At 68.2% G+C, this 22,291-nt stretch carries 26 protein-coding genes, 1 tRNA gene and 1 riboswitch; of the genes, 16 read left to right on the top strand and 11 right to left on the bottom strand.

Annotation, left to right across the window (positions count from 1 at the left end):
* The first annotated feature begins 32 nt into the window (after positions 1-32).
* Complete coding sequence (locus tag ACGFU7_RS07885; protein ID WP_393693386.1) at positions 33-377, top strand: hypothetical protein; 345 nt, start codon at positions 33-35, stop codon at positions 375-377.
* Positions 378-443: 66 nt separating this feature from the next.
* Here the strand turns inward: ACGFU7_RS07885 and ACGFU7_RS07880 are convergent, their stop codons facing one another.
* Both ACGFU7_RS07880 and ACGFU7_RS07875 read right to left on the bottom strand, forming a co-directional pair.
* Positions 444-1,028 (bottom strand): isochorismatase family protein, encoded by a 585-nt coding sequence (locus ACGFU7_RS07880; RefSeq protein WP_393693384.1) that lies wholly within the window; start codon positions 1,026-1,028, stop codon positions 444-446.
* Positions 1,029-1,202: 174 nt separating this feature from the next.
* On the bottom strand, positions 1,203-2,531 hold the full coding sequence (locus ACGFU7_RS07875) for a nicotinate phosphoribosyltransferase (RefSeq protein WP_393693382.1): 1,329 nt from the start codon (positions 2,529-2,531) through the stop codon (positions 1,203-1,205).
* Between the two features lie 56 nt (positions 2,532-2,587).
* On the opposite strand from ACGFU7_RS07875, the gene clpS reads away from it, so the two are divergent.
* The 7 genes from clpS (at position 2,588) to ACGFU7_RS07840 (ending at position 7,502) form a co-directional block, all read left to right on the top strand.
* On the top strand, positions 2,588-2,923 hold the full coding sequence (gene clpS / locus ACGFU7_RS07870; protein WP_393693380.1) for an ATP-dependent Clp protease adapter ClpS: 336 nt from the start codon (positions 2,588-2,590) through the stop codon (positions 2,921-2,923).
* Between the two features lie 45 nt (positions 2,924-2,968).
* Positions 2,969-3,553, top strand: coding sequence for a DUF2017 domain-containing protein (locus ACGFU7_RS07865; RefSeq protein ID WP_393693378.1), 585 nt, complete (start codon positions 2,969-2,971; stop codon positions 3,551-3,553).
* A 337-nt stretch (positions 3,554-3,890) separates the two neighbouring features.
* Positions 3,891-5,330: an amino acid permease gene (locus ACGFU7_RS07860; RefSeq protein WP_393693376.1), complete on the top strand. Its 1,440-nt coding sequence runs from the start codon at positions 3,891-3,893 to the stop codon at positions 5,328-5,330.
* A 135-nt stretch (positions 5,331-5,465) separates the two neighbouring features.
* Positions 5,466-5,897: a Mov34/MPN/PAD-1 family protein gene (locus ACGFU7_RS07855; RefSeq protein ID WP_393693374.1), complete on the top strand. Its 432-nt coding sequence runs from the start codon at positions 5,466-5,468 to the stop codon at positions 5,895-5,897.
* Positions 5,898-6,041: 144 nt separating this feature from the next.
* The gene (locus ACGFU7_RS07850; RefSeq protein WP_393693372.1) at positions 6,042-6,167 is read left to right on the top strand and encodes a putative leader peptide; all 126 of its coding nucleotides are present in this window, start codon (positions 6,042-6,044) and stop codon (positions 6,165-6,167) included.
* A gap of 106 nt (positions 6,168-6,273) precedes the next feature.
* Entirely contained in the window at positions 6,274-6,552 is a 279-nt protein-coding gene (locus ACGFU7_RS07845; protein ID WP_393693370.1) for a MoaD/ThiS family protein, read from the top strand.
* Entirely contained in the window at positions 6,552-7,502 is a 951-nt protein-coding gene (locus tag ACGFU7_RS07840; RefSeq protein WP_393693369.1) for a PLP-dependent cysteine synthase family protein, read from the top strand. Before ACGFU7_RS07845 ends, ACGFU7_RS07840 begins: the two co-directional genes overlap by 1 nt.
* Before the next feature lie 296 nt (positions 7,503-7,798).
* Here ACGFU7_RS07840 and ACGFU7_RS07835 read toward each other — a convergent pair whose 3' ends face one another.
* Positions 7,799-8,305: a type II toxin-antitoxin system PemK/MazF family toxin gene (locus ACGFU7_RS07835; RefSeq protein ID WP_393693368.1), complete on the bottom strand. Its 507-nt coding sequence runs from the start codon at positions 8,303-8,305 to the stop codon at positions 7,799-7,801.
* A 177-nt stretch (positions 8,306-8,482) separates the two neighbouring features.
* Between ACGFU7_RS07835 and ACGFU7_RS07830 the strand changes: the two genes are divergently transcribed.
* The gene (locus ACGFU7_RS07830; RefSeq protein ID WP_393693366.1) at positions 8,483-9,235 is read left to right on the top strand and encodes an MBL fold metallo-hydrolase; all 753 of its coding nucleotides are present in this window, start codon (positions 8,483-8,485) and stop codon (positions 9,233-9,235) included.
* Between the two features lie 81 nt (positions 9,236-9,316).
* On the opposite strand, the gene ACGFU7_RS07825 is transcribed toward ACGFU7_RS07830, so the two are convergent.
* On the bottom strand, positions 9,317-10,582 hold the full coding sequence (locus ACGFU7_RS07825; protein WP_393693364.1) for a PTS transporter subunit EIIC: 1,266 nt from the start codon (positions 10,580-10,582) through the stop codon (positions 9,317-9,319).
* Positions 10,583-10,840: 258 nt separating this feature from the next.
* Positions 10,841-12,151 (bottom strand): PTS transporter subunit EIIC, encoded by a 1,311-nt coding sequence (locus ACGFU7_RS07820; protein ID WP_393693363.1) that lies wholly within the window; start codon positions 12,149-12,151, stop codon positions 10,841-10,843.
* 222 nt (positions 12,152-12,373) lie between these two features.
* Between ACGFU7_RS07820 and ACGFU7_RS07815 the strand changes: the two genes are divergently transcribed.
* The 4 genes from ACGFU7_RS07815 to rdgB all read left to right on the top strand — a co-directional run bounded on the left by ACGFU7_RS07815 (position 12,374) and on the right by rdgB (position 14,610).
* On the top strand, positions 12,374-12,607 hold the full coding sequence (locus ACGFU7_RS07815) for a glucose PTS transporter subunit EIIB (RefSeq protein WP_014156020.1): 234 nt from the start codon (positions 12,374-12,376) through the stop codon (positions 12,605-12,607).
* Between the two features lie 146 nt (positions 12,608-12,753).
* Positions 12,754-13,491, top strand: coding sequence for a ribonuclease PH (rph, locus tag ACGFU7_RS07810; protein ID WP_393693362.1), 738 nt, complete (start codon positions 12,754-12,756; stop codon positions 13,489-13,491).
* A gap of 102 nt (positions 13,492-13,593) precedes the next feature.
* Positions 13,594-13,986, top strand: coding sequence for a hypothetical protein (locus ACGFU7_RS07805; RefSeq protein WP_393693361.1), 393 nt, complete (start codon positions 13,594-13,596; stop codon positions 13,984-13,986).
* Between the two features lie 21 nt (positions 13,987-14,007).
* On the top strand, positions 14,008-14,610 hold the full coding sequence (gene rdgB / locus ACGFU7_RS07800) for an RdgB/HAM1 family non-canonical purine NTP pyrophosphatase (RefSeq protein ID WP_393693359.1): 603 nt from the start codon (positions 14,008-14,010) through the stop codon (positions 14,608-14,610).
* Between the two features lie 51 nt (positions 14,611-14,661).
* On the opposite strand, the gene ACGFU7_RS07795 is transcribed toward rdgB, so the two are convergent.
* The 5 genes from ACGFU7_RS07795 to bcp form a co-directional block, all read right to left on the bottom strand.
* Positions 14,662-14,735, bottom strand: a tRNA-Leu gene (locus tag ACGFU7_RS07795).
* Positions 14,736-14,807: 72 nt separating this feature from the next.
* Positions 14,808-15,473, bottom strand: coding sequence for an HNH endonuclease (locus tag ACGFU7_RS07790; RefSeq protein WP_393693357.1), 666 nt, complete (start codon positions 15,471-15,473; stop codon positions 14,808-14,810).
* A complete protein-coding gene (locus ACGFU7_RS07785) occupies positions 15,470-16,129 on the bottom strand; it encodes an HNH endonuclease (protein ID WP_393693355.1) in 660 nt (219 codons plus the stop codon). Before ACGFU7_RS07785 ends, ACGFU7_RS07790 begins: the two co-directional genes overlap by 4 nt.
* Positions 16,130-16,292: 163 nt before the next feature.
* A complete protein-coding gene (proP, locus tag ACGFU7_RS07780) occupies positions 16,293-17,789 on the bottom strand; it encodes a glycine betaine/L-proline transporter ProP (protein ID WP_393693353.1) in 1,497 nt (498 codons plus the stop codon).
* Between the two features lie 139 nt (positions 17,790-17,928).
* Positions 17,929-18,396: a thioredoxin-dependent thiol peroxidase gene (gene bcp, locus ACGFU7_RS07775; protein ID WP_393693351.1), complete on the bottom strand. Its 468-nt coding sequence runs from the start codon at positions 18,394-18,396 to the stop codon at positions 17,929-17,931.
* 128 nt (positions 18,397-18,524) lie between these two features.
* Here bcp and ACGFU7_RS07770 point away from each other — a divergent pair, with 128 nt between their 5' ends.
* The 3 genes from ACGFU7_RS07770 (at position 18,525) to ACGFU7_RS07760 (ending at position 19,733) form a co-directional block, all read left to right on the top strand.
* The gene (locus tag ACGFU7_RS07770) at positions 18,525-18,845 is read left to right on the top strand and encodes a DUF3618 domain-containing protein (protein WP_393693349.1); all 321 of its coding nucleotides are present in this window, start codon (positions 18,525-18,527) and stop codon (positions 18,843-18,845) included.
* A 61-nt stretch (positions 18,846-18,906) separates the two neighbouring features.
* Entirely contained in the window at positions 18,907-19,245 is a 339-nt protein-coding gene (locus ACGFU7_RS07765; RefSeq protein ID WP_393693347.1) for a GroES family chaperonin, read from the top strand.
* A gap of 62 nt (positions 19,246-19,307) precedes the next feature.
* Positions 19,308-19,372: riboswitch (guanidine-III (ykkC-III) riboswitch) on the top strand.
* A gap of 40 nt (positions 19,373-19,412) precedes the next feature.
* Positions 19,413-19,733, top strand: coding sequence for a DMT family transporter (locus tag ACGFU7_RS07760; protein ID WP_393693346.1), 321 nt, complete (start codon positions 19,413-19,415; stop codon positions 19,731-19,733).
* Here the strand turns inward: ACGFU7_RS07760 and ACGFU7_RS07755 are convergent.
* On the bottom strand, positions 19,727-22,144 hold the full coding sequence (locus tag ACGFU7_RS07755) for a transglycosylase domain-containing protein (RefSeq protein WP_393693345.1): 2,418 nt from the start codon (positions 22,142-22,144) through the stop codon (positions 19,727-19,729). The genes ACGFU7_RS07760 and ACGFU7_RS07755 overlap by 7 nt on opposite strands.
* Positions 22,145-22,291: the final 147 nt, after the last annotated feature.

The raw sequence follows: 22,291 nt of genomic DNA, 5'->3' as shown, positions 1-22,291 counted from the left end.
TTGACACGACGTCTCACGGGGGAGCGCGGAGCATGGCAGGCGGAGGGTTCAGCAAGTTGCCGAACGGCAGTGTGGTGGTGGCCATCACCCTGACCGGTCCGACGGACGGAACGGGTCCTGGTGCCCCGGTCCGGGTCCTGGTGCACGCGGCCAACCGGGCCCGCGCGCTGACCCGGCTGCGCAATCTGGGCCTGCGCGCCGTCTACCTCCGCGGCAACGCCGAGCCGCCCACCCCGGACGAGATCACCGCCGTGCTGCACCACCCGGACGGGGTGCTCTGGCGAGCGAGACCGCAGCAGGCCCAGGAACTCTGGCACCCGATCCGGGCGCTGCTCCGTCCGGCGGTTCCGGCCGTACCGGCCAGCCACCCGGCCTGAGGCACGGAGGCGGCGCCGGTGCCGGCGACGGGCGTGAGCCGCGGCTTACGCCCGTCTCCCGCCCGGCTACACCACGGGCTTGCCGGAAAGCTTCACGCCCGCCCTGCGGAGCTCCTCGAGCGTCCGCTCCGTGGTCTCCTCGGCGACCCCCGCGGTCAGGTCGAGCAGCACATGCGTCGTGAAGCCCGACCGGACCGCGTCCAGCGCCGTCGCCCGCACGCAGTGGTCGGTCGCGATGCCGACCACGTCGACCTCGGTGACCCCGCGGTCATGCAGCCAGTCGGCCAGCCCCACACCGTTCTCGTCGAGGCCCTCGAAGCCGCTGTACGCCGCGGCGTAGGCACCCTTGTCGAACACCGCGTCGATCGCCCCCGAGGCGACCGCAGGGGCGAAATTGGGGTGGAAGCCCACCCCTTCCGTACCGGCGACACAGTGCGCGGGCCAGGAGTGCTCGAAGTCCGGCTGCGCGGAGAAGTGGTTGCCCGGGTCGACGTGGTGGTCACGGGTGGCCACCACATGGCGGTACCCGGCCTGGGCCTCGCCGATCAGGTCGGTGATGGCGGCGGCGACATCGGAGCCCCCCGCCACGGCGAGGCTGCCGCCCTCGCAGAAGTCGTTCTGAACGTCCACGACGATCAAGGCGCGGTGCATGGCGGGTGTCCTTCGATGGGGGACGGTGGGGGACGGTCGGCGGTCATGGGGGGGCCGCATTCGAGCCTAGAGACTCCGGAGCGGCTTAGGGAGGGGACGTAAAGAAGCCTGTCCGGAGATTGAGGACAAAGCGGTCACCGGACGACCCCCGTCACCTTCCCCTCGCCCACCCCCTCACACGTACTCCGTGGGAATCACCGGCTCCCCGCGCGACAACTGCATCGCCGACATCGGCAGCCCCGCCCGCGCCGCCATGTGCCGCTCACGTGCCGCGTCCAACGGCTCGCGGGCGATCACCTCACCGCCCCTGACCAGCTCGGCCAACAGCTGCCGGTCGGCCAGCCCGGCCGGTACGGGGCCGGTGCCGATCACCTCCGCCTCGGCCACCCCGTCCTCGTTCAGCCGGCGCGCGGCCCACTTGCGACCGCCCATCGACGACTTCGCGCCGAGCGACTTCTTGGCGACCGGACGCAGCGGCTCCGCGGGGTCGGCGGACCCGGCGCGGGCGACCAGCTTGTAGACCATCGAGCAGGTGGGCTGCCCGCTGCCGGTCACCAGCTGCGTGCCCACCCCGTACGCGTCGACCGGCGCCGCGGCCAGCGATGCGATCGCGTACTCGTCCAGATCCGACGTCACCACGATCTTCGTCCCGGTGGCGCCCAGCTCGTCCAGCTGCTGCCGGACCCGGTGCGCGACCAGCAGCAGGTCCCCGGAGTCGATCCGTACCGCGCCCAGTTCGGTCCCGGCGACCTCGACCGCCGTACGGACCGCCTCGGCGACGTCGTACGTGTCGACCAGCAGCGTCGTGCCCCGGCCCAGCGAGTCGACCTGGGCCCGGAACGCGTCGCGTTCGGTGTCGTGGAGCAGCGTGAAGGCATGGGCGCTCGTCCCGACAGTCGGGATGTTGTAGCGGAAGCCCGCGGCGAGGTCGGATGTGGTGTCGAAGCCGCCGATGTACGCGGCACGCGCCGACGCCACCGCCGACAGCTCATGGGTGCGTCGTGCACCCATCTCGATCAGCCCGCGCCCGCCCGCCGCGGCGGACATCCGCGACGCCGCCGCGGCTATCGCCGAGTCGTGGTTGAGGATCGACAGGATCACCGTCTCCAGCAGCACGCACTCGGCGAAGGAGCCCTCGACCCGCAGGATCGGCGAGCCGGGGAAGTACACCTCGCCCTCCGGGTAGCCCCAGATGTCACCGCTGAAGCGGTAGTCGGCCAGCCAGGCGAGCGTGGGCCCGTCGACGACGTTCTGTTCGCGCAGGAAGGTGAGCATCTCGTCGTCGAAGTGGAAGTTCTCCACCGCGTCCAGCACCCGTCCGATGCCCGCGACGACGCCGTAGCGCCGCCCCTCCGGCAGCCGGCGGGTGAACGCCTCGAAGACCGAGCGCCGGTCGGCCGTGCCGGCCTTCAGCGCGGCCTGCACCATCGTGAGCTCGTACTGGTCGGTGAAGAGCGCGGTCGACGGCACACCGACCCGTCGCCCAAGGTCCGCAGAGTTCATGTTCCGGATGCTACCCCTATTTCGTCAGAGTGACGAGATCTCGGGTCGTTTGTGCGATGACCCCTCCCGGGTGGCAGCATGGGGTGGTGAGCGTCGCCCCCACAGAGATCGAGCGTCCCGAATCGGCCGAGGAGAACCTCGTCGTCCCCGAGCCCGACGTCCCCTGGGTGACGCTGGTTCACAACGACCCGGTCAACCTCATGAGCTATGTGGCCTATGTCTTCCAGGCCTACTTCGGCTACTCCAAGGACAAGGCCCACAAGCTGATGCTGGACGTCCACCAGAAGGGCCGCGCCGTCGTCTCCAGCGGCAGCCGCGAGGAGATGGAACGCGACGTCCAGGCCATGCACGGCTACGGGCTGTGGGCCACCCTCACGCAGGACCGCAACTAGACCGATCGCCCTCTGCCCCGCCCGACCCACCATCGGAGAGAACCCATGGCCGGCCACTTCGAGGCCACCCCCGGCGGCGGCGCGGCCGTCGCGCTCGACGAGGTGGAGATCGCGATCCTGCGCTCCCTCGCTGTCCAGCTGCTGGAACTGATCGGCCCCGGCGACGAACCCGCCGAGGGCGAGGACCCGCTCGCCGCCCTCTTCGCCGAGGGGCCCAGTGAACCGCCCACCGACCCGGCCCTGGCCCGCCTCTTCCCCGAGGCGTACGGCGACGAGGACAGCGAACTGCGCGCCGCTTCCGCCGAGTTCCGCCGCTTCACCGAGAACGATCTGCGCACCCGCAAGCGCGACGACGCCCTCACTGTCGTACGCACCCTGGACGCCCTCTCCATTTCCGGGGACGGCGGCGCCGTGCTGGAGCTCACCGGCGACGAATGCCGTAACTGGCTCGGCGCGCTCAATGACCTCCGGCTGACCATCGGCACCCGCCTTGAGGTGTCCGACGACGACGGGGGCGAGGCCGGCTCGCTCTACCGGCTTCCCGACAGCGATCCGCGCAAGCCGATGGTCATGGCCTATCTCTGGCTCGGTGCGCTCCAGGAAACCCTCGTGGAAACCCTGATGCCGTAGTTGCCGCACGTTCCCGAATAGGGGCTTCCCGATCACTCGCGCACCGCGTTCGCTCAACGGACGCTCAAATCCGAATAACGATCCCGTCACCTGAACGGTCTCTTTTGCGGCGACTGGAAACCCTTGTCCGCTTTTTCCTATGGTGTGCGCCACATCGTGTCCGACGAATCACCCGTATGCCCGTGATAAATCTTCACGACCGCTCGGGGACGCCACCCTTGTTCCCGAGGGCGCTACAGGCCGGCGACCGCCGGCGGCACTCCATCCATATCCGGGGGGATCAGGACCTGATCCGCAGCCTCAACGGCGCGGATCGGCGTGGAGAAAGGCGCAGCACATGACATCGGCGCAGGTCGACAAGGGACAGGACGGCTCGCAGGCCACAGCGGTCGCGGATGCCGGCACGGCGGGCGAGGGCTACCAGCGGGCCCTCGGTGCCCGCCAGATCCAGATGATCGCCATCGGCGGGGCCATCGGCACCGGCCTTTTCCTCGGTGCGGGAAAGGCGATAGCCAAGGCCGGACCCAGCCTCATCCTGGCCTATGCCATCGCGGGCCTGGTGATCTTCTTCATCATGCGGGCCCTGGGTGAACTCCTCATGTACCGCCCGGTGTCGGGCTCCTTCTCGGAGTACGCCCGCGAATTCATCGGCCCCTTCGCCGGCTTTGTCACCGGCTGGACCTACTGGCTGTTCTGGGTCGTCACCGGAATCACCGAAGTCACCGCGGCCGCCCAGTACATGACGTTCTGGTTCGACATTCCTCAATGGGTGTCGGCACTGATCTTCACGATCATCCTGTACGGCGTGAACCTGATCTCCGTAAAGCTTTTCGGGGAACTCGAATTCTGGTTCTCGATGGTCAAGGTGACCGCCATCGTCGGCATGATCCTCATCTGCGCCGGAATTCTCACCCTCGGCTTCTCCGACGCCGGGGACACCGCGTCCGTCACCCACCTCTGGGCCGACGGCGGCTTCTTCCCGCACGGCATCAGCGGCACGCTCATGACCCTGCAGATCGTGATGTTCGCCTTCCTCGCCGTGGAACTCGTCGGCGTCACCGCGGGCGAGTCCAAGGACCCGAAGACCGTCCTGCCCAAGGCCATCAACACCGTGCCGTGGCGCATCGCCGTCTTCTACGTCGGCGCCCTCATCATGATCCTCTCGGTCGTCCCCTGGACCGAGTTCCAGCCCGGCATCTCGCCGTTCGTCGCCGCTTTCCAGAAGATGGGCCTCGGTGTCGGAGCGGGCATCGTCAACTTCGTCGTGCTGACCGCGGCGCTCTCCTCCTGCAACTCCGGCATGTACTCCACCGGCCGCATGCTGCGCGACCTCGCGCTCAACGGACAGGGCCCGAAGTTCTTCACCAAGCTGACGAAGAGCGGCACCCCGCTCGTCGGCACCACCTTCTCCGCCGCCCTGATGCTCGTCGGCGTCTGGATCAACTACCAGTGGCCCGGCGACGCCTTCACCTACGTCGTCTCCTTCGCCACCATCTCCGGCATGTGGGCCTGGATCATGATCCTCGTCTGCCAGATCCGCTACCGCGGCCTCGCAGACCGCGGCGTGCTCCCGCAGTCCACCTTCCGGGCCCCCGGCGCCCCGTACACCAGCGTCTTCGCGCTGGCCTTCATCGGCATGGTCATCGTGATGATGGGCGTCGACAAGGACGCCAGGGTCTCGCTGTACTGCGCCCCGCTCTGGGCGGCCATCCTCGGCGTCTCGTACCTGGTGCTCAAGGCCCGTAACCCCGAGAACAAGGCCTTCGCGAAGAACTGAGCCCACTGCCGGACGGCCCCGAGCCGCCCCCGAACCATCCCCGGACGACCGGCCGCCCCAACGGTCGCGTCCACGATGCGGGCCCCCGCGTACCACACCTCGGTACGCGGGGGCCCGCATGCCTATCCTGGCGCCATGCTGACCATCACCCAGGCGCTCTACGACCAGATCGTCGCGCACTCCCGCGCCGACCACCCCGACGAGGCGTGCGGCGTGGTCGCGGGACCGGCCGGAACCGACCGCGCCGAACGGTTCATCCCCATGCTCAACGCCGCCCGCTCGCCCACCTTCTACGAGTTCGACTCGGGCGACCTCCTCAAGCTCTACCGAGAGATGGACGACCGCGACGAGGAGCCGGTGATCGTCTACCACTCCCACACCGCGACCGAGGCCTACCCCTCCCGCACCGACATCACGTATGCCAATGAACCCGGCGCCCACTACGTCCTCGTCTCCACCGCGGACACCGACGACGCGGGCCCCTTCCAGTTCCGCTCCTACCGGATCGTGGATGGCGAGATCACCGAGGAGGACGTCGAGGTCGTCGAGGCGTACGAGGCCGCCTGACCTCCTCGCACCGCCCGGCCCCGGCCACTCCGCCGGCCGGACGGGGCCGGGCCCGCCACGGCCTCGTCCACCTGTCGAACACGGACCATCCATCAGGTGAGATCACATTCTGGTTCATGGACCGGGAATCGATACGATGACCGCATGGTTCCCCATGACGTGAGCGACAGGACGCCGGGCACACTGCTCGTCGCGCGGCTGCACGTCGACCTGTGCAGGCTCTCCAGCGCGATCTGTACGAGCCGCCTGCCCGCCGGCCGCAGGGCCTGAGCCGGGCTCGCGGCGCGAGCAACCCATGCGTAACGCACCAACCCCTGCGCGGGGGCAGAGCCGCGCGCCCCACGCCACCTCTCCGTTTTCGACAGGAGCCCACGCCATGGCCATCGAGGTCCGCATCCCGACCATCCTCCGCACCTACACCGACGGCGCCAAGGCCGTCGAGGGCAACGGAGAGACTCTCGCCGACCTCTTCACGGACCTGGACAGCCGCCACAACGGCATCCGTGAGCGCATCGTCGACGGCGACGTACTCCGCCGCTTCGTGAACGTCTACCTCAACGACGAGGACGTCCGCTTCCTCGACGGCATCTCCACCAAGCTCAGCGACGGCGACAACGTCACCATCCTCCCGGCCGTCGCCGGCGGCATGAACTGATGCGGTACGACAGCCCGCTCGCTGCGGTGGGCAACACCCCGCTCGTCCGCCTGCCGCGGCTGTCACCGTCGGACGACGTCCGCATCTGGGCCAAGCTGGAGGACCGCAACCCCACCGGCTCGATCAAGGACCGCCCGGCGCTCCACATGGTCGAACAGGCCGAGAAGGACGGCCGGTTGACCCCAGGCTGCACCATCCTGGAACCCACCAGCGGCAACACCGGCATCTCGCTCGCCATGGCGGCCAGGCTCAAGGGCTACCGCATCGTGTGCGTCATGCCGGAGAACACCTCCCAGGAGCGGCGCGACCTGCTCGCCATGTGGGGCGCCGAGATCATCTCCTCCCCGGCGGCGGGCGGCTCCAACACGGCCGTGCGCGTCGCCAAGGAGCTGGCCGCCGAGCACCCCGACTGGGTCATGCTCTACCAGTACGGCAACCCGGACAACGCGGGCGCCCACTACGCCACCACCGGCCCGGAGATCCTCACCGACCTCCCGTCCGTCACCCACTTCGTGGCGGGCCTCGGCACCACCGGCACGCTCATGGGCGTCGGCCGCTACCTGCGCGAGCACAAGCCCGACATCAAGATCGTCGCCGCCGAGCCGCGCTACGACGACCTGGTCTACGGGCTCCGCAACCTCGACGAGGGCTTCGTCCCCGAGCTCTACGACGCCTCGGTCCTCACCACCCGCTTCTCCGTCGGCTCGGCGGACGCCGTCACCCGCACCCGCGAACTCCTCCAGCAGGAGGGCATCTTCGCGGGCGTCTCCACCGGCGCCGCGCTGCACGCCGCGATCGGAGTGGGAAACAAGGCCGTCAAGGCGGGGGAGTCGGCCGACATCGTCTTCGTGGTCGCGGACGGCGGCTGGAAGTACCTGTCGACGGGCGTCTATACGGCCCCGACGACGGAAGCGGCCATCGAAGCGCTGCACGGCCAGCTCTGGGCGTAGCCACATCCTGAACCGCCGGACGGGCCGGAAAATTCAGCCCGCCCGGCGTTTGAGGGCATCTTTCAGCCCCTCCGGCGTTTGAGGAGCGGGGGTCCGGGGCGGAGCCCGTGTGCACCCCGGCCTGTCCGGCGTTTGAGGACCGGGGCCGGGGCGGAGCCCCGCGTGCACCCCCCAGCCCGTCCGGCGTTTTGAGGACCGGGGCCCGGGGCAGCGCCCCGGTTACGGGAAGGGGCGGGAAGGGGACAGCCCGCCGCAGGCGCCTGACGGCCACGCGCCCCACGGTCACGCGCCCCACCTCACCCCAGCCCCCGCACCCGCTCCCACACCCCCGGATCCACCACCCCCACCCGCCGCCGGAACCCCCGCACGGCAACCTCCCGCAACTCATCCGTCTCCAGGAAGCTCTCCCGCCCCTGCGCATCCCGCACCGTCCCCGCGGGCAGCGCGATCACCCCGGGCCGCTCCTCGTGATACTTGCTGGTGATCTTCGCGACGAGCGCCGAGCCACCCCGTACCGACAGCACCAGGCAGGGCCGGTCCTTCGCCCCGGGCCCGTCCTCGTACGGCACCTCGGCCCACCAGATCTCACCCGGCCGCGGCCTGTGCTCCGGCCCCGGCCCACGCCCCGGGCCCGCCGGCGGACGCGTCCGCCCGCCCGGACGCCCACCGGAGCGCGTACCCGCCGACCTGCCGGAACGGCCCCCCGGCCGTCGGCCGCCCCGCCCCCGTCCATCGGCGACCGCCGCTACGAGCGCGAGCAGCACGACAACGGCAAACGCGATCCACCACCAGGACATGTCCATGTCCCGACCGTACCGGCGTCCCCGCCTCTTCCATCGAACCGGTGACAGAGCAGGTGAGTTCCCCCACAACGGACGGCCGTGGAGGAGCGACCGGCTGTTTCGCGCCTTACGCTCGACAAACCGCTCAACAGACCGTACGAACCCTCCCCGTTCCCACGTCTCGGAGGTTCACGCTCCATGAAGCTCACCGTCGTCGGCTGCTCCGGCTCGTTCCCGTCCGCGGGATCAGCGTGTTCGAGCTACCTCGTAGAGGCCGACGGCTTCAGGCTGCTCCTCGACATGGGCAACGGCGCCCTCGGCGAGCTGCAGCGCCATGTCGGTCTCTATGACCTCGACGCAATCTTCCTCAGCCACCTCCATGTCGATCACTGCATCGACATGTGCGCGTACTTCGTCGTCCGCTACTACCGGCACGACGGGGGCCGCCCCGCCCCCCTCCCGGTCTACGGCCCCGACGGCACCGAGCAGCGGCTGACCACCGCCCACGGCGACACCCCGTCCGAGCGGGCGATGAGCGAGGTCTTCGACTTCCACACGCTGAAGCCGGGATCGTTCGAGATCGGCCCCTTCTCGGTCCGTACGGAGAAGGTCTGCCACCCGGTCGACTCCTACGCCATCCGGATCGAGCACGGCGGCCGCTCGCTCACGTACTCCGGCGACACGGGGGCCTGCGAGGCCCTGGACGAACTTGCCGAGGGCGTCGATCTGTTCCTCTGCGAAGCATCGTTCGTCCATGGCAAGGAGGACATCCCGGACCTCCACCTCAACGGCCGCGAGGCGGGCGACATCGCCGCCCGCGCCGGAGTGGGACAGCTCGTCCTCACCCACATCCCGCCGTGGACCGACGCCGACCGCAACCTGGCCGATGCCCGCCTGCTCTACGGCGGGCCGGTGGAGGTGGCGGCACCGGGCGCGGTCTACGAGATCTAGCCGTCCCGCACACCTGGTGCACGACGAAGCCCCCACCTCCCGCGGGGAAGGTGAGGGCTTTGTCGTGCGCCGGGGTGAAAGCTACTTCGCCTCGGCCTTGAGGAGCTCGGCAAGCTCCTCGTCGGACTCGCGGCCCGGGGTCGGCAGATTGAACTTGGTGATCGCGAAGCGGAAGACCACGTAGTAGATGACCGCGAAGCAGAGACCGACCAGCACCAGCAGCCATGGCTTGCTCGCGATGCCGAGGTTCAGGCCGAAGTCGACCAGGCCGGCCGAGAAGCCGAAGCCATCCTTTATGCCGAGCGCCCAGGTCAGAGCCATGGACACACCCGTGAGCACCGCGTGGATCGCGTACAGCGCCGGGGCGATGAACATGAACGTGAACTCGATCGGCTCGGTCACACCGGTGACGAACGAGGTGAGCGCGAGGGAGAACATCATGCCGCCGACGACCTTGCGGCGCTCGGGGCGGGCGCAGTGGACGATCGCGAGGCAGGCCGCCGGGAGGGCGAACATCATGATCGGGAAGAAGCCGGTCATGAACTGTCCGGCCTGCGGGTCACCGGCCAGGAACCGGGCGATGTCGCCGTGGGCGCCGTTGTAGTCGCCCGCCTGGAACCACGGGAACGAGTTCAGCAGGTGGTGCATGCCGACCGGGATCAGCGCACGGTTGGCGACACCGAAGATGCCCGCGCCGACGGCGCCGGAGTTGACCAGCCACTCACCGAAGTTGTGCAGGACGCTGCCGAGGACCGGCCAGATCAGACCGAAGATGATGCCGATGATCAGGCCCGCGAAGGCCGACAGGATCGGGACGAGGCGACGGCCGCTGAAGAAGCCCGCCCAGTCGGGCAGCTTCGTCCGGTAGAACTTCTGGTAGAGCAGGGCCACGACTATGCCGATCACGACACCGCCGAGCACACCGGCGTTGACCGGCGCGTCATTCATGACGATCTTGCCGTCCACGACGCTCGCGACCTGGGGCAGGTTGCTGTCGGTGAAGGTGGCGAGCACCTTCTGGAAGACCAGGTAGCCGGTGACCGCGGCGAGGGCCGTCGAGCCGTCCGACTTCTTGGCGAAACCGATCGCGATACCCACGGCGAACAGCAGCGCCATGTTGTCGAGAATGGCTCCGCCGCCCGCGGACATGTAGCCGGCGAGCTTCGTGATGAAGGTCGGGAACGAGTCGCGGCCGAGCATGTCGGCGTTGCCGAGACGCACCAGCAGCGCGGCCGCGGGCAGCACTGCGACCGGCAGCATGAGGCTGCGGCCGATGCGCTGCATGACCGCCATCACGCCGGCGCCCTTCTTCTTGGTGACCGCAGGTGCGGTGTCTGCCGTGGACATCAATTCCTCCATTGGACAAGGCGCCGCCCAGGTCGTTGAAGGGGGGAGGCGGCGACTCGAGAAACGCGGCAGAACGCACGCGGTCTGGACCACTCAGTGGTGTAGACCAGTTTTAGCACGGTGTGGGCTGGATAAGGAACCTGCAATTTCCGACTACTTCGCATGAGCTATCACCCACGCTCGGTGACATGACGAAGGCCCCCGGACCACAGGGTCCGAGGGCCTGCCTCAGCCGGGTCGGCAGACCCGGCTGAAGTGCTACTTAGTGAGGTTCCTCTCGATCTCCTCCTCCAGCTCGTCGGGCTCCCGGCCCGGAGTCTGGAGATTGAATTTGGTGATCGCGAACCGGAAGATCACGTAGTACGCGACGGCGAAGACCAGGCCGATCGGAATGATCAGCCATGGTTTGGTCGCCAGGCTCCAGTTGATGACGTAGTCGATCAGACCCGCGGAGAAGCTGAAGCCGTCCTTGACCCCGATCGCCCATGTCACCGCCATCGAGACACCGGTGAGCACCGCGTGGATCACGTACAGCAGCGGTGCGACGAAGAGGAACGAGTACTCGATCGGCTCGGTGATCCCCGTCACGAACGACGTCAGGCCGACCGAGAGCATCATGCCGCCGACCGCCTTGCGGCGATGTGGTTTGGCGCAGTGGTAGATCGCCAGCGCCGCCGCCGGGAGGGCGAACATCATGATCGGGAAGAAGCCCGAGGTGAACTGACCGGCCGTCGGGTCACCCGCCAGGAACCGGTTGATGTCACCGTGCACGACCGTGCCGTCCGGCTTGGTGAAGTCGCCGAACTGGAACCAGACGAAGGTGTTCAGGAACTGGTGGAGGCCGATGACCAGCAACGCACGGTTGGCGATACCGAAGATGCCGGAGCCCACCCAGTCCAGGTCCACCAGCCACTTGGAGAAGCTGGTCAGACCGTCGCCGATCGGCTGCCAGAGCCATGCGCACAGCGCCGCGAAGCAGAGGCCGACGAACGCCATGATGATCGGGACGAGCCGGCGGCCGTTGAAGAAGCCCAGCCAGTCCACCAGCTTGACCCGGTGGTAACGCTGCCAGAACCAGGCGGACAGCAGACCCATCACGATGCCGCCGAACACTCCGGGGTTCTGATACGCCGCGGCCGTGACCTTGGCATCACCGCTGACACAAGTGCCGAACCAGGTACCGCCCGAGGTGAACGTCGAACCGGGTGCGCAGTCCACCGGGAAGGCATGCAGCACCGCGTAATAGACGAGGAAGCCGGTCACCGCGGCGAGCGCGGTCGAACCGTCCGACTTCTTCGCCATGCCGATGGCGACACCGATGCAGAACAGCAGCGGAAGGCCGAGCCCCGAGTCGAGCAGCGCGCCACCCGCGGCCGCGAACACCTTGGCGACATTGCCCCAGCCCAGGCCCTCGTCGCCGAATACGTCCGGCTGGCCCAGCCGGTTGAGAATGCCTGCCGCCGGCAGGACGGCGATCGGGAGCTGGAGGCTGCGTCCCATCTTCTGGAGGCCCTGGAAGAGGCCGTTCCACCACGCCTTCTGCGGCACTGCGGCGCTGCTCGAGCTCATCGGCATCCTCCCGGAACAAGGCGCGGTCGGCGGTCGTTGCAGACTGGTGTAGACCAGTTGAGGTACGGTGCGTAACCCGCCTGGAAGACAGGGCGCCGGTGATCGTCATCATTGAGGACGGTCCAGTTACTCGCTCGCGAAGCTGGGCCAAACGTGCGTTACGGTGACGAAACGGACCCATGGTGGGCCGTCGCATGCATGTGAACAACCAGGGAGAAGGCCATGGCCAGCAAGGCTGAGAAGATCGTCGCCGGGCTCGGCGGTATCGAGAACATCGACGAGATCGAAGGCTGCATCACGCGCCTCCGCACCGAGGTCCACGACCCCAGCAAGGTCGACGAAGCCGCGCTCAAGGCCGCCGGAGCCCACGGTGTCGTCAAGATGGGAACCGCGATCCAGGTCGTCATCGGCACCGACGCCGACCCCATCGCCGCCGACATCGAAGACATGATGTGACCAGCCGCCGAACCCTCCGCTGAACCCCCGGCGAACCCCCGCTGAGCCGAACCCGCTCAGCACTCCGCAGGCCCCGCCCACCCCCCGGACGGGGCCTGCGCCGCACCCGAACGGCCGCCACCCCCGCACCCGATAAAGTCGACGCCATGTCTCGTATCGACGGCCGCACCCCCGAACAGCTCCGCCCCGTCACCATCGAACGCGGATGGAGCAAGCACGCCGAAGGCTCCGTACTCATCTCCTTCGGCGACACCAAGGTCTTCTGCACCGCCTCCGTCACCGAAGGCGTCCCCCGCTGGCGCAAGGGCAGCGGCGAAGGCTGGGTCACCGCCGAATACTCCATGCTGCCCCGCTCCACCAACACCCGCGGCGACCGCGAATCCGTACGCGGCAAGATCGGCGGCCGCACCCACGAGATCAGCCGGCTCATCGGCCGCTCCCTGCGCGCCGTCGTCGACTACAAGGCCCTCGGCGAGAACACCATCGTCCTCGACTGCGACGTCCTCCAGGCCGACGGCGGCACCCGCACCGCCGCCATCACCGGCGCCTACGTCGCCCTCGCCGACGCCGTCACCTGGGCCCAGCGCAAGAAGCTCATCAAGCACGGCCGCAAGCCGCTGACCGACACCGTCTCCGCGATCAGCGTCGGCATCGTCGACGGCGCCCCCCTCCTCGACCTCTGCTACGAGGAGGACGTCCGCGCCGAGACCGACATGAACGTCGTCTGCACGGGCGACGGCCGCTTCGTCGAAGTCCAGGGCACCGCCGAGGCCACCCCCTTCGACCGCAAGGAACTGGGCGCCCTCCTCGACCTCGCCACCGCCGGCTGCACAGACCTCACCGCCTTCCAGAACGAGGCCCTCGCCCGCACCCTCGGCGAGTAAAGAAGCAACCAAGTACGCACCACAACGCGTCGTTACGAACACGGGCGCACGGGTCGAACCGTGCGCCCGTCCGCGTATCCGTACCTGGGGAGGAACCGCACCATGGCCAAGGCCACCCGCCACCGCCACATCACCGTCGCGCTGACCCTGACCGCCCTCGCGCTCACCGCGACAGCCGGCTGCGGAGCCGTCGACAAGGCACTCGACTGCGTCCGCACCGCAGACGCCATCGCCACCAGCGTCGACAACCTCCAACAGGCCGTCTCCAACGCCTCGAACGACCCCACCCAGGCATCCGAAGCCCTCGACGACATCGAGAAGGAGCTCGGCAACCTCGGCGACAAGACCGACAACGCCGACCTCAGCAAGGCCGTCGACGACCTCCAGTCCGGCGTCGGCAACGTCCGCGACTCCATCGACAAGGGCGACGCCACCCCCGACATCACCCCGGTCACCGACGCCGCCAAGGAAATCGGCAAGGTCTGCACCCCCTGACCACCCCCGATACTGGGTGACATGACCCGCCTCATCCTTGCCACCCGCAACGCCGGGAAGATCACCGAACTCCACGCGATCCTCGCCGACGCAGGCCTCGACCACGAGCTCGTCGGCGCGGACGCGTACCCGCACATCCCCGACGTCAAGGAAACCGGCGTCACCTTCGCCGAGAACGCCCTCCTCAAGGCCCACGCCCTCGCGAAGGCCACCGGCCACCCCGCCATCGCCGACGACTCCGGCCTCTGCGTGGACGTACTCGGCGGCGCCCCCGGCATCTTCTCCGCCCGCTGGGCCGGCACCCACGGCGACGACCGGGCCAACCTGGACCTGCTCCTGGCCCAGCTCTCCGACATCGACGACCCCCACCGCCGGGCCCACTTCGCCTGCGCGGCAGCCCTGGCCCTCCCGGACGGCACGGAACGCGTGGTCGAGGGCCGCCTGCTGGGCACCCTGCGCCACACCCCGTCCGGCACGAACGGCTTCGGCTACGACCCGATCCTCCAGCCGGACGGCGAGACCCGCACTTGCGCGGAGCTGACCCCGGCGGAGAAGAACGCGATCAGCCACCGCGGGAAGGCGTTCCGGGCGCTGGTACCGGTGGTGCGGGAGCTGGTGGGGTGACACAGAGATGCCTGTCTCCTCCCGGGAGGAGACAGGCATCTCTGTGTTCGGTGCGCCCGGTCGGATTCGAACCGACATACACGACCACCTAAAGATCGCCGCTCAACCAGATGGCGTACGGGCGCGCAGCAGCGCCCAGCTTACTTCCCTCTGTGGGCTGACGGTGGCGGGTACGAGGAAGACCCCTGTTGCCAGTGTCAGTCGTCACGGCGCAGGTTGCCACCTCTACACCAAGTTGCGGTGACAGCATGACAGTTCGGGCAGAGCAGACGGAGGTTCTCCTGACGGTCATCGCGCCAGTCGCCATTGATGTGATCGATTTCCAGCGTCATCGGCTTGCCCTGCCACACGGCGCCGGTTCCGCACTCGGCGCATTCCTCCGGGGCGCCGATCTCCAGCAGAGCGCGACGGAGTAGGACGGTCTTCGTGCGGCGCTCGCCATCGTGCTTGAGCAGCACATGCTTGGCGGTCTTCAGCGGGGTGGGGCCAGCTCGCCCTCGCTGATGCCCCTGGCCCAGAAAATGTGCAGTGGTGAGACCGTCCTCGGCGATCCAACGCCGCAGATGGTTCCGCTCGCTCGTGGTGTTGAGCCGCCCCACTAGCCGGAGCGTGCCCGCGATGGAAACGGACGCGGCGACGGCTTCGCTGAGCTCCGCTTTGGAGGGACGTGGCCCGGTTCTGCGGTAGACGCGGCTGCGGAGGTGTGAGACGTCGATGCCGAAGTGTTCGAAGCGCTTGAAGAGATAACGGCGGAGATGTCCGTAAGGACGTGTGCCCAGGAAAGCGATGACTTCGTCGATGTCGTCGCATTTCTCGGCTGCTTCAGCCAGCCGTTCGCGTGTGTATCGGATGCCGGTGCTCACTGCGTCGTACCTGCCGCCGAGTTATGACGTCCTTTACCGCGACCCCGGTAAGTATCTGTCGTCGAGTGGCAGTTAGGGCAGAGCAGACGTAGATTCCGGGGTTGATTGTTCCGCCAGTTGCCGTCGATGTGATCGACCTCAAGCGGGAGCGGTAGGCCCCGCCAGGTCGGCTCTGCGCCGCACATCGCACAGCGCTCCTCGGTGCCGATGGCAGTCATGGCGCGCTTGAGTCGGTCTCCCGGTATCCGGCGCGCATTGGATGGATCCTGGTCGATCAGAAGTTCCTCGGGGCGACGGCGTCTTGTTTCCCCCCTCCTGCGGGGCTGCGCAAAGTGCGATGTGTCGATGCCGAGAGCTTTCACTCGGCGGCTGATGTGAGCGTGATGACCACCCACCAATTCAAGGCCAAGGCTCCGCAGTACCTGGCACATGTTTGTCGAGGAAGCGATCACAGGCTCCAGGACTTCCCTTGTCCAGCGCGTGCCCTCGCGCTCGAAGTGTCCGGTGGCTATGCCCATTTTCCTCATGCGATCGGTGATGTATCGCCGTGTTGAACTCTTCGGATCGACCCCGAGCTTCGTCAGCGCCTCGGACAGCGTTCTCGATGACGAGACAGCCTGCTCCAGGCGCTCGCGCGTGTATGGGCTTACCGGCATGGTCCCCTCCGTATCCGACCACATGTTCGCGACCTCGTACGGAACAACGAACCGTTTATCGGTAAGTCACGTCCGATATCCGACAAAATGTGGAATGGCTCGCACCGCTTCTGCCGAGGTTGAAGCGGTGCGAGCCATTCCATTGGGGGGCGGAGTCCCGGGGTCAGAACCTCGGATCCGGTGTCTGGGCCGCGGCCAGTTCTGCCGCCTCCTCATGCGTCTCCACCGACGGCGGGGAGCCGGCCAGGGGCTTCTGGGCGGTCTCCTTCATGCAGGCCACGGCGATCACGCCGACCAGGGCCGCCGCCATCGCGTAGTAGGCCGGCATCAGGTTGGTGCCGCTCCAGCTGATCAGGGCCGTGATCACCAGCGGGGTCGTACCGCCGAAGAGGGAGGCCGAGAGGTTGTAGCCCACCGAGAGGGAGCCGTAGCGGACCTGGGTGGGGAAGAGGGCCGGGAGGGCTGCGGACATGGTGCCGAGCATGCAGACAAGGGAGAGGCCCAGCATCAGCATGCCGGTCGTGATGGCGGGGATGCCGCCCTGGCGGATGAGGAGGAAGGCGGGGAGGGAGAGGAAGAAGAAGCCGAGCATGCCGGTCATCAGGAGCGGCTTGCGGCCGAAGCGGTCGGAGAGCTTGCCGACCTGACTGATGATCAGCATCAGGAAGGCCATGACGGCGAGCAGGATGAGCAGGCCGTGGGTCTCGCTGTAGCCGAGTTCGTCGGAGAGGTAGGTCGGCATGTACGACAGCAGCATGTAGTCGGTGATGTTGTACGCGCCGACCAGGCAGATGCAGAGGATCAGCGTCGGCCAGTACTGCCGGAAGATCTTGGCGAGGTCGCCCTTGGCGGTGGTCTCGATACCGTCGGCGGCCTCCGTGGCCTGGGCGGTGCCGCCCTCCAGTTTCTGGAAGGCGGGGGTTTCGTCGAGGCGCAGTCGCAGGTAGAGGCCGACCAGGCCGAGGGGGCCCGCGACGAGGAACGGTATGCGCCAGCCCCAGGCGTCCATCTGGCCGGGGTCGAGGATCGCGGTCAGTGCGGTGACGAGTCCGGCGGCGCCGACGTAGCCGGCCAGTGTGCCGAATTCGAGGAAGCTGCCGAAGTAGCCGCGACGTTTGTCGGGGGCGTACTCGGCGATGAAGGTGGAGGCGCCGCCGTACTCGCCGCCGGTGGAGAAGCCCTGGACCAGGCGGAAGAAGATCAGCAGGGCGGGGGCCCAGAGGCCGATGGAGTCGTGGGACGGGATGACTCCGATCGCGAAGGTGCCGACCGCCATCATGATCATGGTGAGGGCGAGGACCTTCTTGCGGCCGATCCTGTCGCCCATGGGGCCGAAGAACATTCCGCCGAGGGGCCGTACGAGGAAGGCGACGGCGAAGGTGGCGAAGGAGGAGAGGAGCTGGGTGGTGTCGTTCCCGGACGGGAAGAAGACATGGCCCAGGGTGACGGCGAGATAGGAGTAGATCCCGAAGTCGAACCACTCCATGGCGTTCCCGAGCGATGCCGCCTTGACTGCCCGCTTGACCGCCCGGTCGTCGGTGACGGTGATGTCCGTCCGGCGCAGCCTCGGATTTCGCCGTTGCCGGATGGCGCGGAAGAGGGTGGGGTGGCGCTTGACCGCTTCCGGATCGGCCGCCTGTTGGGGGTCGGAGGCCGCCATGGCCGGGTCCTTTCCTCGGGTGGATGTTCCAGGAAAGGCTTCTGCGCGGTCATGGCGGTTGCAAACCCGATTGAGGGCCGAATGGGATGTCGCTCACATGCTTCCGGTCATACGGGTCGGCCCGGGGCGGGCTCGGGTCTCAGATCCCGAGGTCCTTGATGATCTTGGCTACGTGGCCGGTGGCCTTGACGTTGTAGAGGGCTCGTTCGACCTTGCCCTCTTCGTCCACGACGATCGTGGAGCGGATGACGCCCGTCACCGTTTTGCCGTAGAGCTTCTTCTCGCCGAAGGCGCCGTATGCCTCAAGGGTTTCCTTGGAGGGGTCGCCGACCAGGGTGACCTTGAGGTCTTCCTTCTCGCGGAACTTGGCGAGCTTCTCGGGCTTGTCGGGGGAGACGCCGATGACGTCGTATCCGGCGCCGGTGAGCAGGTCCAGGTTGTCGGTGAAGTCGCAGGCCTGCTTGGTGCAGCCGGGGGTGAGGGCGGCCGGGTAGAAGTAGACGATGACCTTGCGGCCCTTGTGGTCGGCGAGCGAGATGTCGTTGCCGTCGGCGTCGGGGAGGGTGAAGGCGGGGGCGGTGTCGCCGGGCTGGAGTCGCTCGCTCATGGTTCTCCTCAGGTGGTACGTGGGGTGTACGGGACCGAGCGTAATAGGGGTGCCGCCGGGTGCGTGGGCGGCCGAGCTGACAGACTGTCGATGAAGGTGTACCGGACGAGGACCACGGAGGCGGCGCAGTGTCGGATGCCAGGACCCCTGCGCAGATCGAGGCGGACATCATCAGCAGGCGTGAGCAGCTTGCGGTGGTGCTCGATGAGATCGGGGTGCGGGTGCACCCGAAGACGATCATGGGTGATGCGAAGGCCAAGGCCGCCGAGGCCGTGGACCGGACGGCCGGGCGGGCTTTTGTCGCGGTGAACCGGACGGTGTCGGACGTGAAGGCGCAGTTTGTGTCCGGGGACGGCGCCCCGCGTCTGGAGCGGGTGATTCCGGCGGTGTTGCTCGCGGTGGGTGTCGTGGGTCTGCTCGCGGTGTCGAAGCGGCGGCGGAAGAACTGATGCCGCGGTCCGTGTACCCCGGAGGCGTGCGGAGCCGCGGTGGGCAGGTAGGTTGCGGGGCGTGAGTGAGAACACCGACGACAAGCTGCCCATCCGCATGCTGCATGACCGTGTGCTGGTCCGGTCCGATACGCCGGAGGGCGAGCGGCGTTCGGGTGGCGGCATTCTGATTCCGGCGACGGCTGCGGTCGGCCGCCGGCTGGGCTGGGCCGTGGTGGTCGCGGTGGGGCAGAACGTGCGGACGGTGGAGCCGGGCGACCGGGTGCTGTACGACCCCGAGGACCGTGCGGAGGTCGAGGTGCGCGGTGTGGCGTATGTGCTGATGCGCGAGCGGGATCTGCATGCGGTGGCGGCGGACCGGTTCGAGGGATCGGTGGATTCCACCGGGCTGTATCTGTAGGCCGCCCGCGGCAGTGATCGACGTAGGGCCTGGTGACCGTTGTCACCAGGCCCTTTGCATGTTCTTTGCTACGGTGGAGTGATCCCGACGAGACGCGCCGTACCGGGCCCTGCAAAGACGACGCACCCCGTGTTGTTCGCGTGTTCTGTCTCGTCGGAGGTGCCGTCATGGCTTGGGTTCTGCTAGTTGTCGCCGGTCTGCTGGAAGTGGGCTGGTCGATCGGGATGAAGTACACCGAGGGGTTCACCCGGCTGTGGCCGAGTGTGTTCACGGGTCTCGGGATCGTGGCGAGCATGGTGTTGCTGTCCCATGCGGCGAGGACGCTGCCGATCGGTACGGCGTACGGCGTGTGGGTCGGTATCGGTGCGGCCGGTGCGGCGGTTCTCGGCATGGTGGTGCTGGGTGAGCCGGTGACTGCCGCCCGGATCTTCTTCGTCTCTCTGCTGCTGGTGGCCGTGGTGGGGCTGAAGGCGACCTCGGGTCACTGAGGCGGTGCCGGGGGTGCCGCGGGTGCCGGGGTGCCCTGGGGGCCCGGGAGGAAGTCGTAGCTGTCGCGGCCGCCGCGGTTGTAGCCGCCGCGGGGGCCGCCGTTGTCCCCGCCGCCGTTCTCCGCGCCGCCGATTTCCGTTCCGCCGCCGGTCGGCCTGCCGGTGTCCGTGCCGCCGGTGGCGGGTTCGTTGCTTCCGGGGCTCGGCGGGCTGCTGGGCGGCGCGCTTCCGGGGCTGCTGGGCGGTGTGCTGGAGGGGGGTTCGGACGGTGTCCCGGTGTTGCCGGGGCTGGAGTTCTCCTCGGTGGGCCGGGCGGTTTCTTCGGCGCCGTTTTCGAGGCTGAGGTCGAAGTTCTCGACCGTGGTGCCGCGCAGCGCGGCCTCGGTGTACTGGCCCCAGGTCTGGGCGGGCGCGCCGCCGCCGTTGATGCGGGCCAGTCCGAGTGCTCCGTAGAGCGGTTTCTGTACGCCGGTGTCGGGGTCCTGGCCCATGACGGCGATGACGGTGGTGAGGTCGGGGGTGTAGCCGGCGAACCAGGCCGCCTTGTCCTCCTCGGCGGTGCCGGTCTTGCCCGCGGCGGGGCGGCCGGCCTCCTGGGCGGCGGTGCCGGAGCCGCTCTCGACGACGCTCTGGAGGATGGCGGTGGTGGTGTCGGCGGCTTCGCGGCTGACGGCCTGCCTGGTGTTCCTGCCGGGGAGCTCCAGGTCCTCGCCGTCCTTGCTGACCTTGTCGACGAGGATGTGCGCGCTGTGCCTGCCGTGGTTGGCGAGGGTGGCGTACGCCTCGGTCATGTCGAGGACGCTGGCGGTGGCGACGCCGAGCGCGATGGACGGGGAGGCGGTGAGGTCGGGGGTGTTCTTGGGGATGCCGAGGCCGATGGCGGTCTGCTCGACCTTGTCGGGGCCGACGTCCTCGGCCATCTGGGCGTAGACGGCGTTGACGGACTTGTCGGTGGCGGTGCGGACGGTGATGGGCCCGTAGCTGATGTCGTCCTCGTTGGAGGGGGCGTATCCGGTGGGTCCGGTCGGGCCCTGGACCATGCGTTTGTTGGTGCCGTCGTACACGGTGTTGGGCGTGATGCGCCGGCCGTCCTGGGTGGTGGAGCCGCCCGCGACGGCGGAGGTGAAGACGAACGGCTTGAAGGTGGAGCCGACCTGGTAGTCGTGGCGGGTCGCGTTGTTCACGTACTGCTTGGTGTAGTCGACGCCGCCGTACATGGCGACGACCCGGCCGGTGCCGGAGTCGATGGAGGCGCCGCCGACGCGGACGTTGCGGTCGGCCTCGCGCTCGGTGCTCGTCCGGGACATGACGTTGTCGTCGACGGCCTTGACGAGCGCGTTCTGTTTCTTCTTCTCCAGTGTGGTGGTGATCCGGTAGCCGCCGGTGGCCAGGGTGTTCTCGTCGATGACCTTGTTGCTGGTGAGGTAGTCCTCGACGGCCTGGACGATGTAGCCGCGCTGTCCGGAGAGTCCGGTGGACGACTTGACCTTGCCGGGTACGGGGAATGTCATGGCGGCGCGGTCGCCGGGGTCGAGCCACTTCTCCTTGACCATGCCGTCGAGTACGTAGTTCCAGCGGGCGAGGGCCGCGGCCTTGTTCTCGGGGTGGACGACGACGTCGTACGCGCTGGGGGCGTTGAGCAGGGAGGCGAGGTAGGCGCCCTCGGCGGTGGTGATGTCGCCGATGTCCTTGCCGTAGTAGGCCTGTGCGGCGGCCTGGATACCGTAGGCGTTGCGGCCGAAGTAGCTGGTGTTGAGGTAACCCTCGAAGATCTGGTTCTTGGACTCCTCGCGGTTGAGTTTGACCGCGATGAAGAACTCCTTGATCTTGCGGAGGATGGTCTGTTCCTGGCCGAGGTAGTAGTTCTTGACGTACTGCTGGGTGATGGTCGAGCCGCCCTGTTTGCCCTTGCCGGTGAGGGTGTTCCAGGCGGCGCGGGTCATGGCTTTGAAGTCGACGGCCCGTTCGGAGTAGAAGTCGCGGTCCTCGGCGGCGAGGACGGCGTGCTGGACGGTGAGCGGGACCTGGGCGAGCTTGACGTTCTCCCGGTTGACCTCGCCGGAGCGGGCGATGACGCTGCCGTCCTTGTAGAGGTAGACGTTGGACTGCGCGGTGGCGCTGGCGTTGGCGGGCGGGATGTCGACGAGCCGGTATCCGGCGATGAAGCCGCCGATCAGGAGCAGGGCGAGGAGGAGGACTGCGCCGAGGACCATCCGCCAGGTGGGGACGGCGCGGCGCCAGCCGGTGCGCTTGGGCCGCTTGGGCTTCTTCGCCCGGCCGCCTTCGCCGCCTCCGCCTCCGCCGCCTCCGCCGCCCTGTTCTCCACCGTTGCTGCCGTGGGCGGACGGATCCCTGAAGGCCCAGGCCCGGGGTTCGTGTTCCCCGCCCGGCTGCTGTGGCTCGTCGCTCATGTCCGTGCAGTCTCCTAGGCCGCGGTCAGTTCCCCCATAGTGCCCTTTTCTATGGAATAAGCACCGGATCGACCCCTGAAAAGCGGTCGCGGCGGCCGTCTCCGTTGGACTAAGGTCTTGCGCTTTGGTGTCCAACGCCATTGGGCG

Source organism: Streptomyces sp. NPDC048473, from assembly GCF_043200155.1.
Lineage (GTDB): Bacteria > Actinomycetota > Actinomycetes > Streptomycetales > Streptomycetaceae > Streptomyces.
The sequence above is the reverse complement of the archived record's forward strand: the minus strand, read 5'-3'. Positions and strand labels throughout refer to the sequence as shown.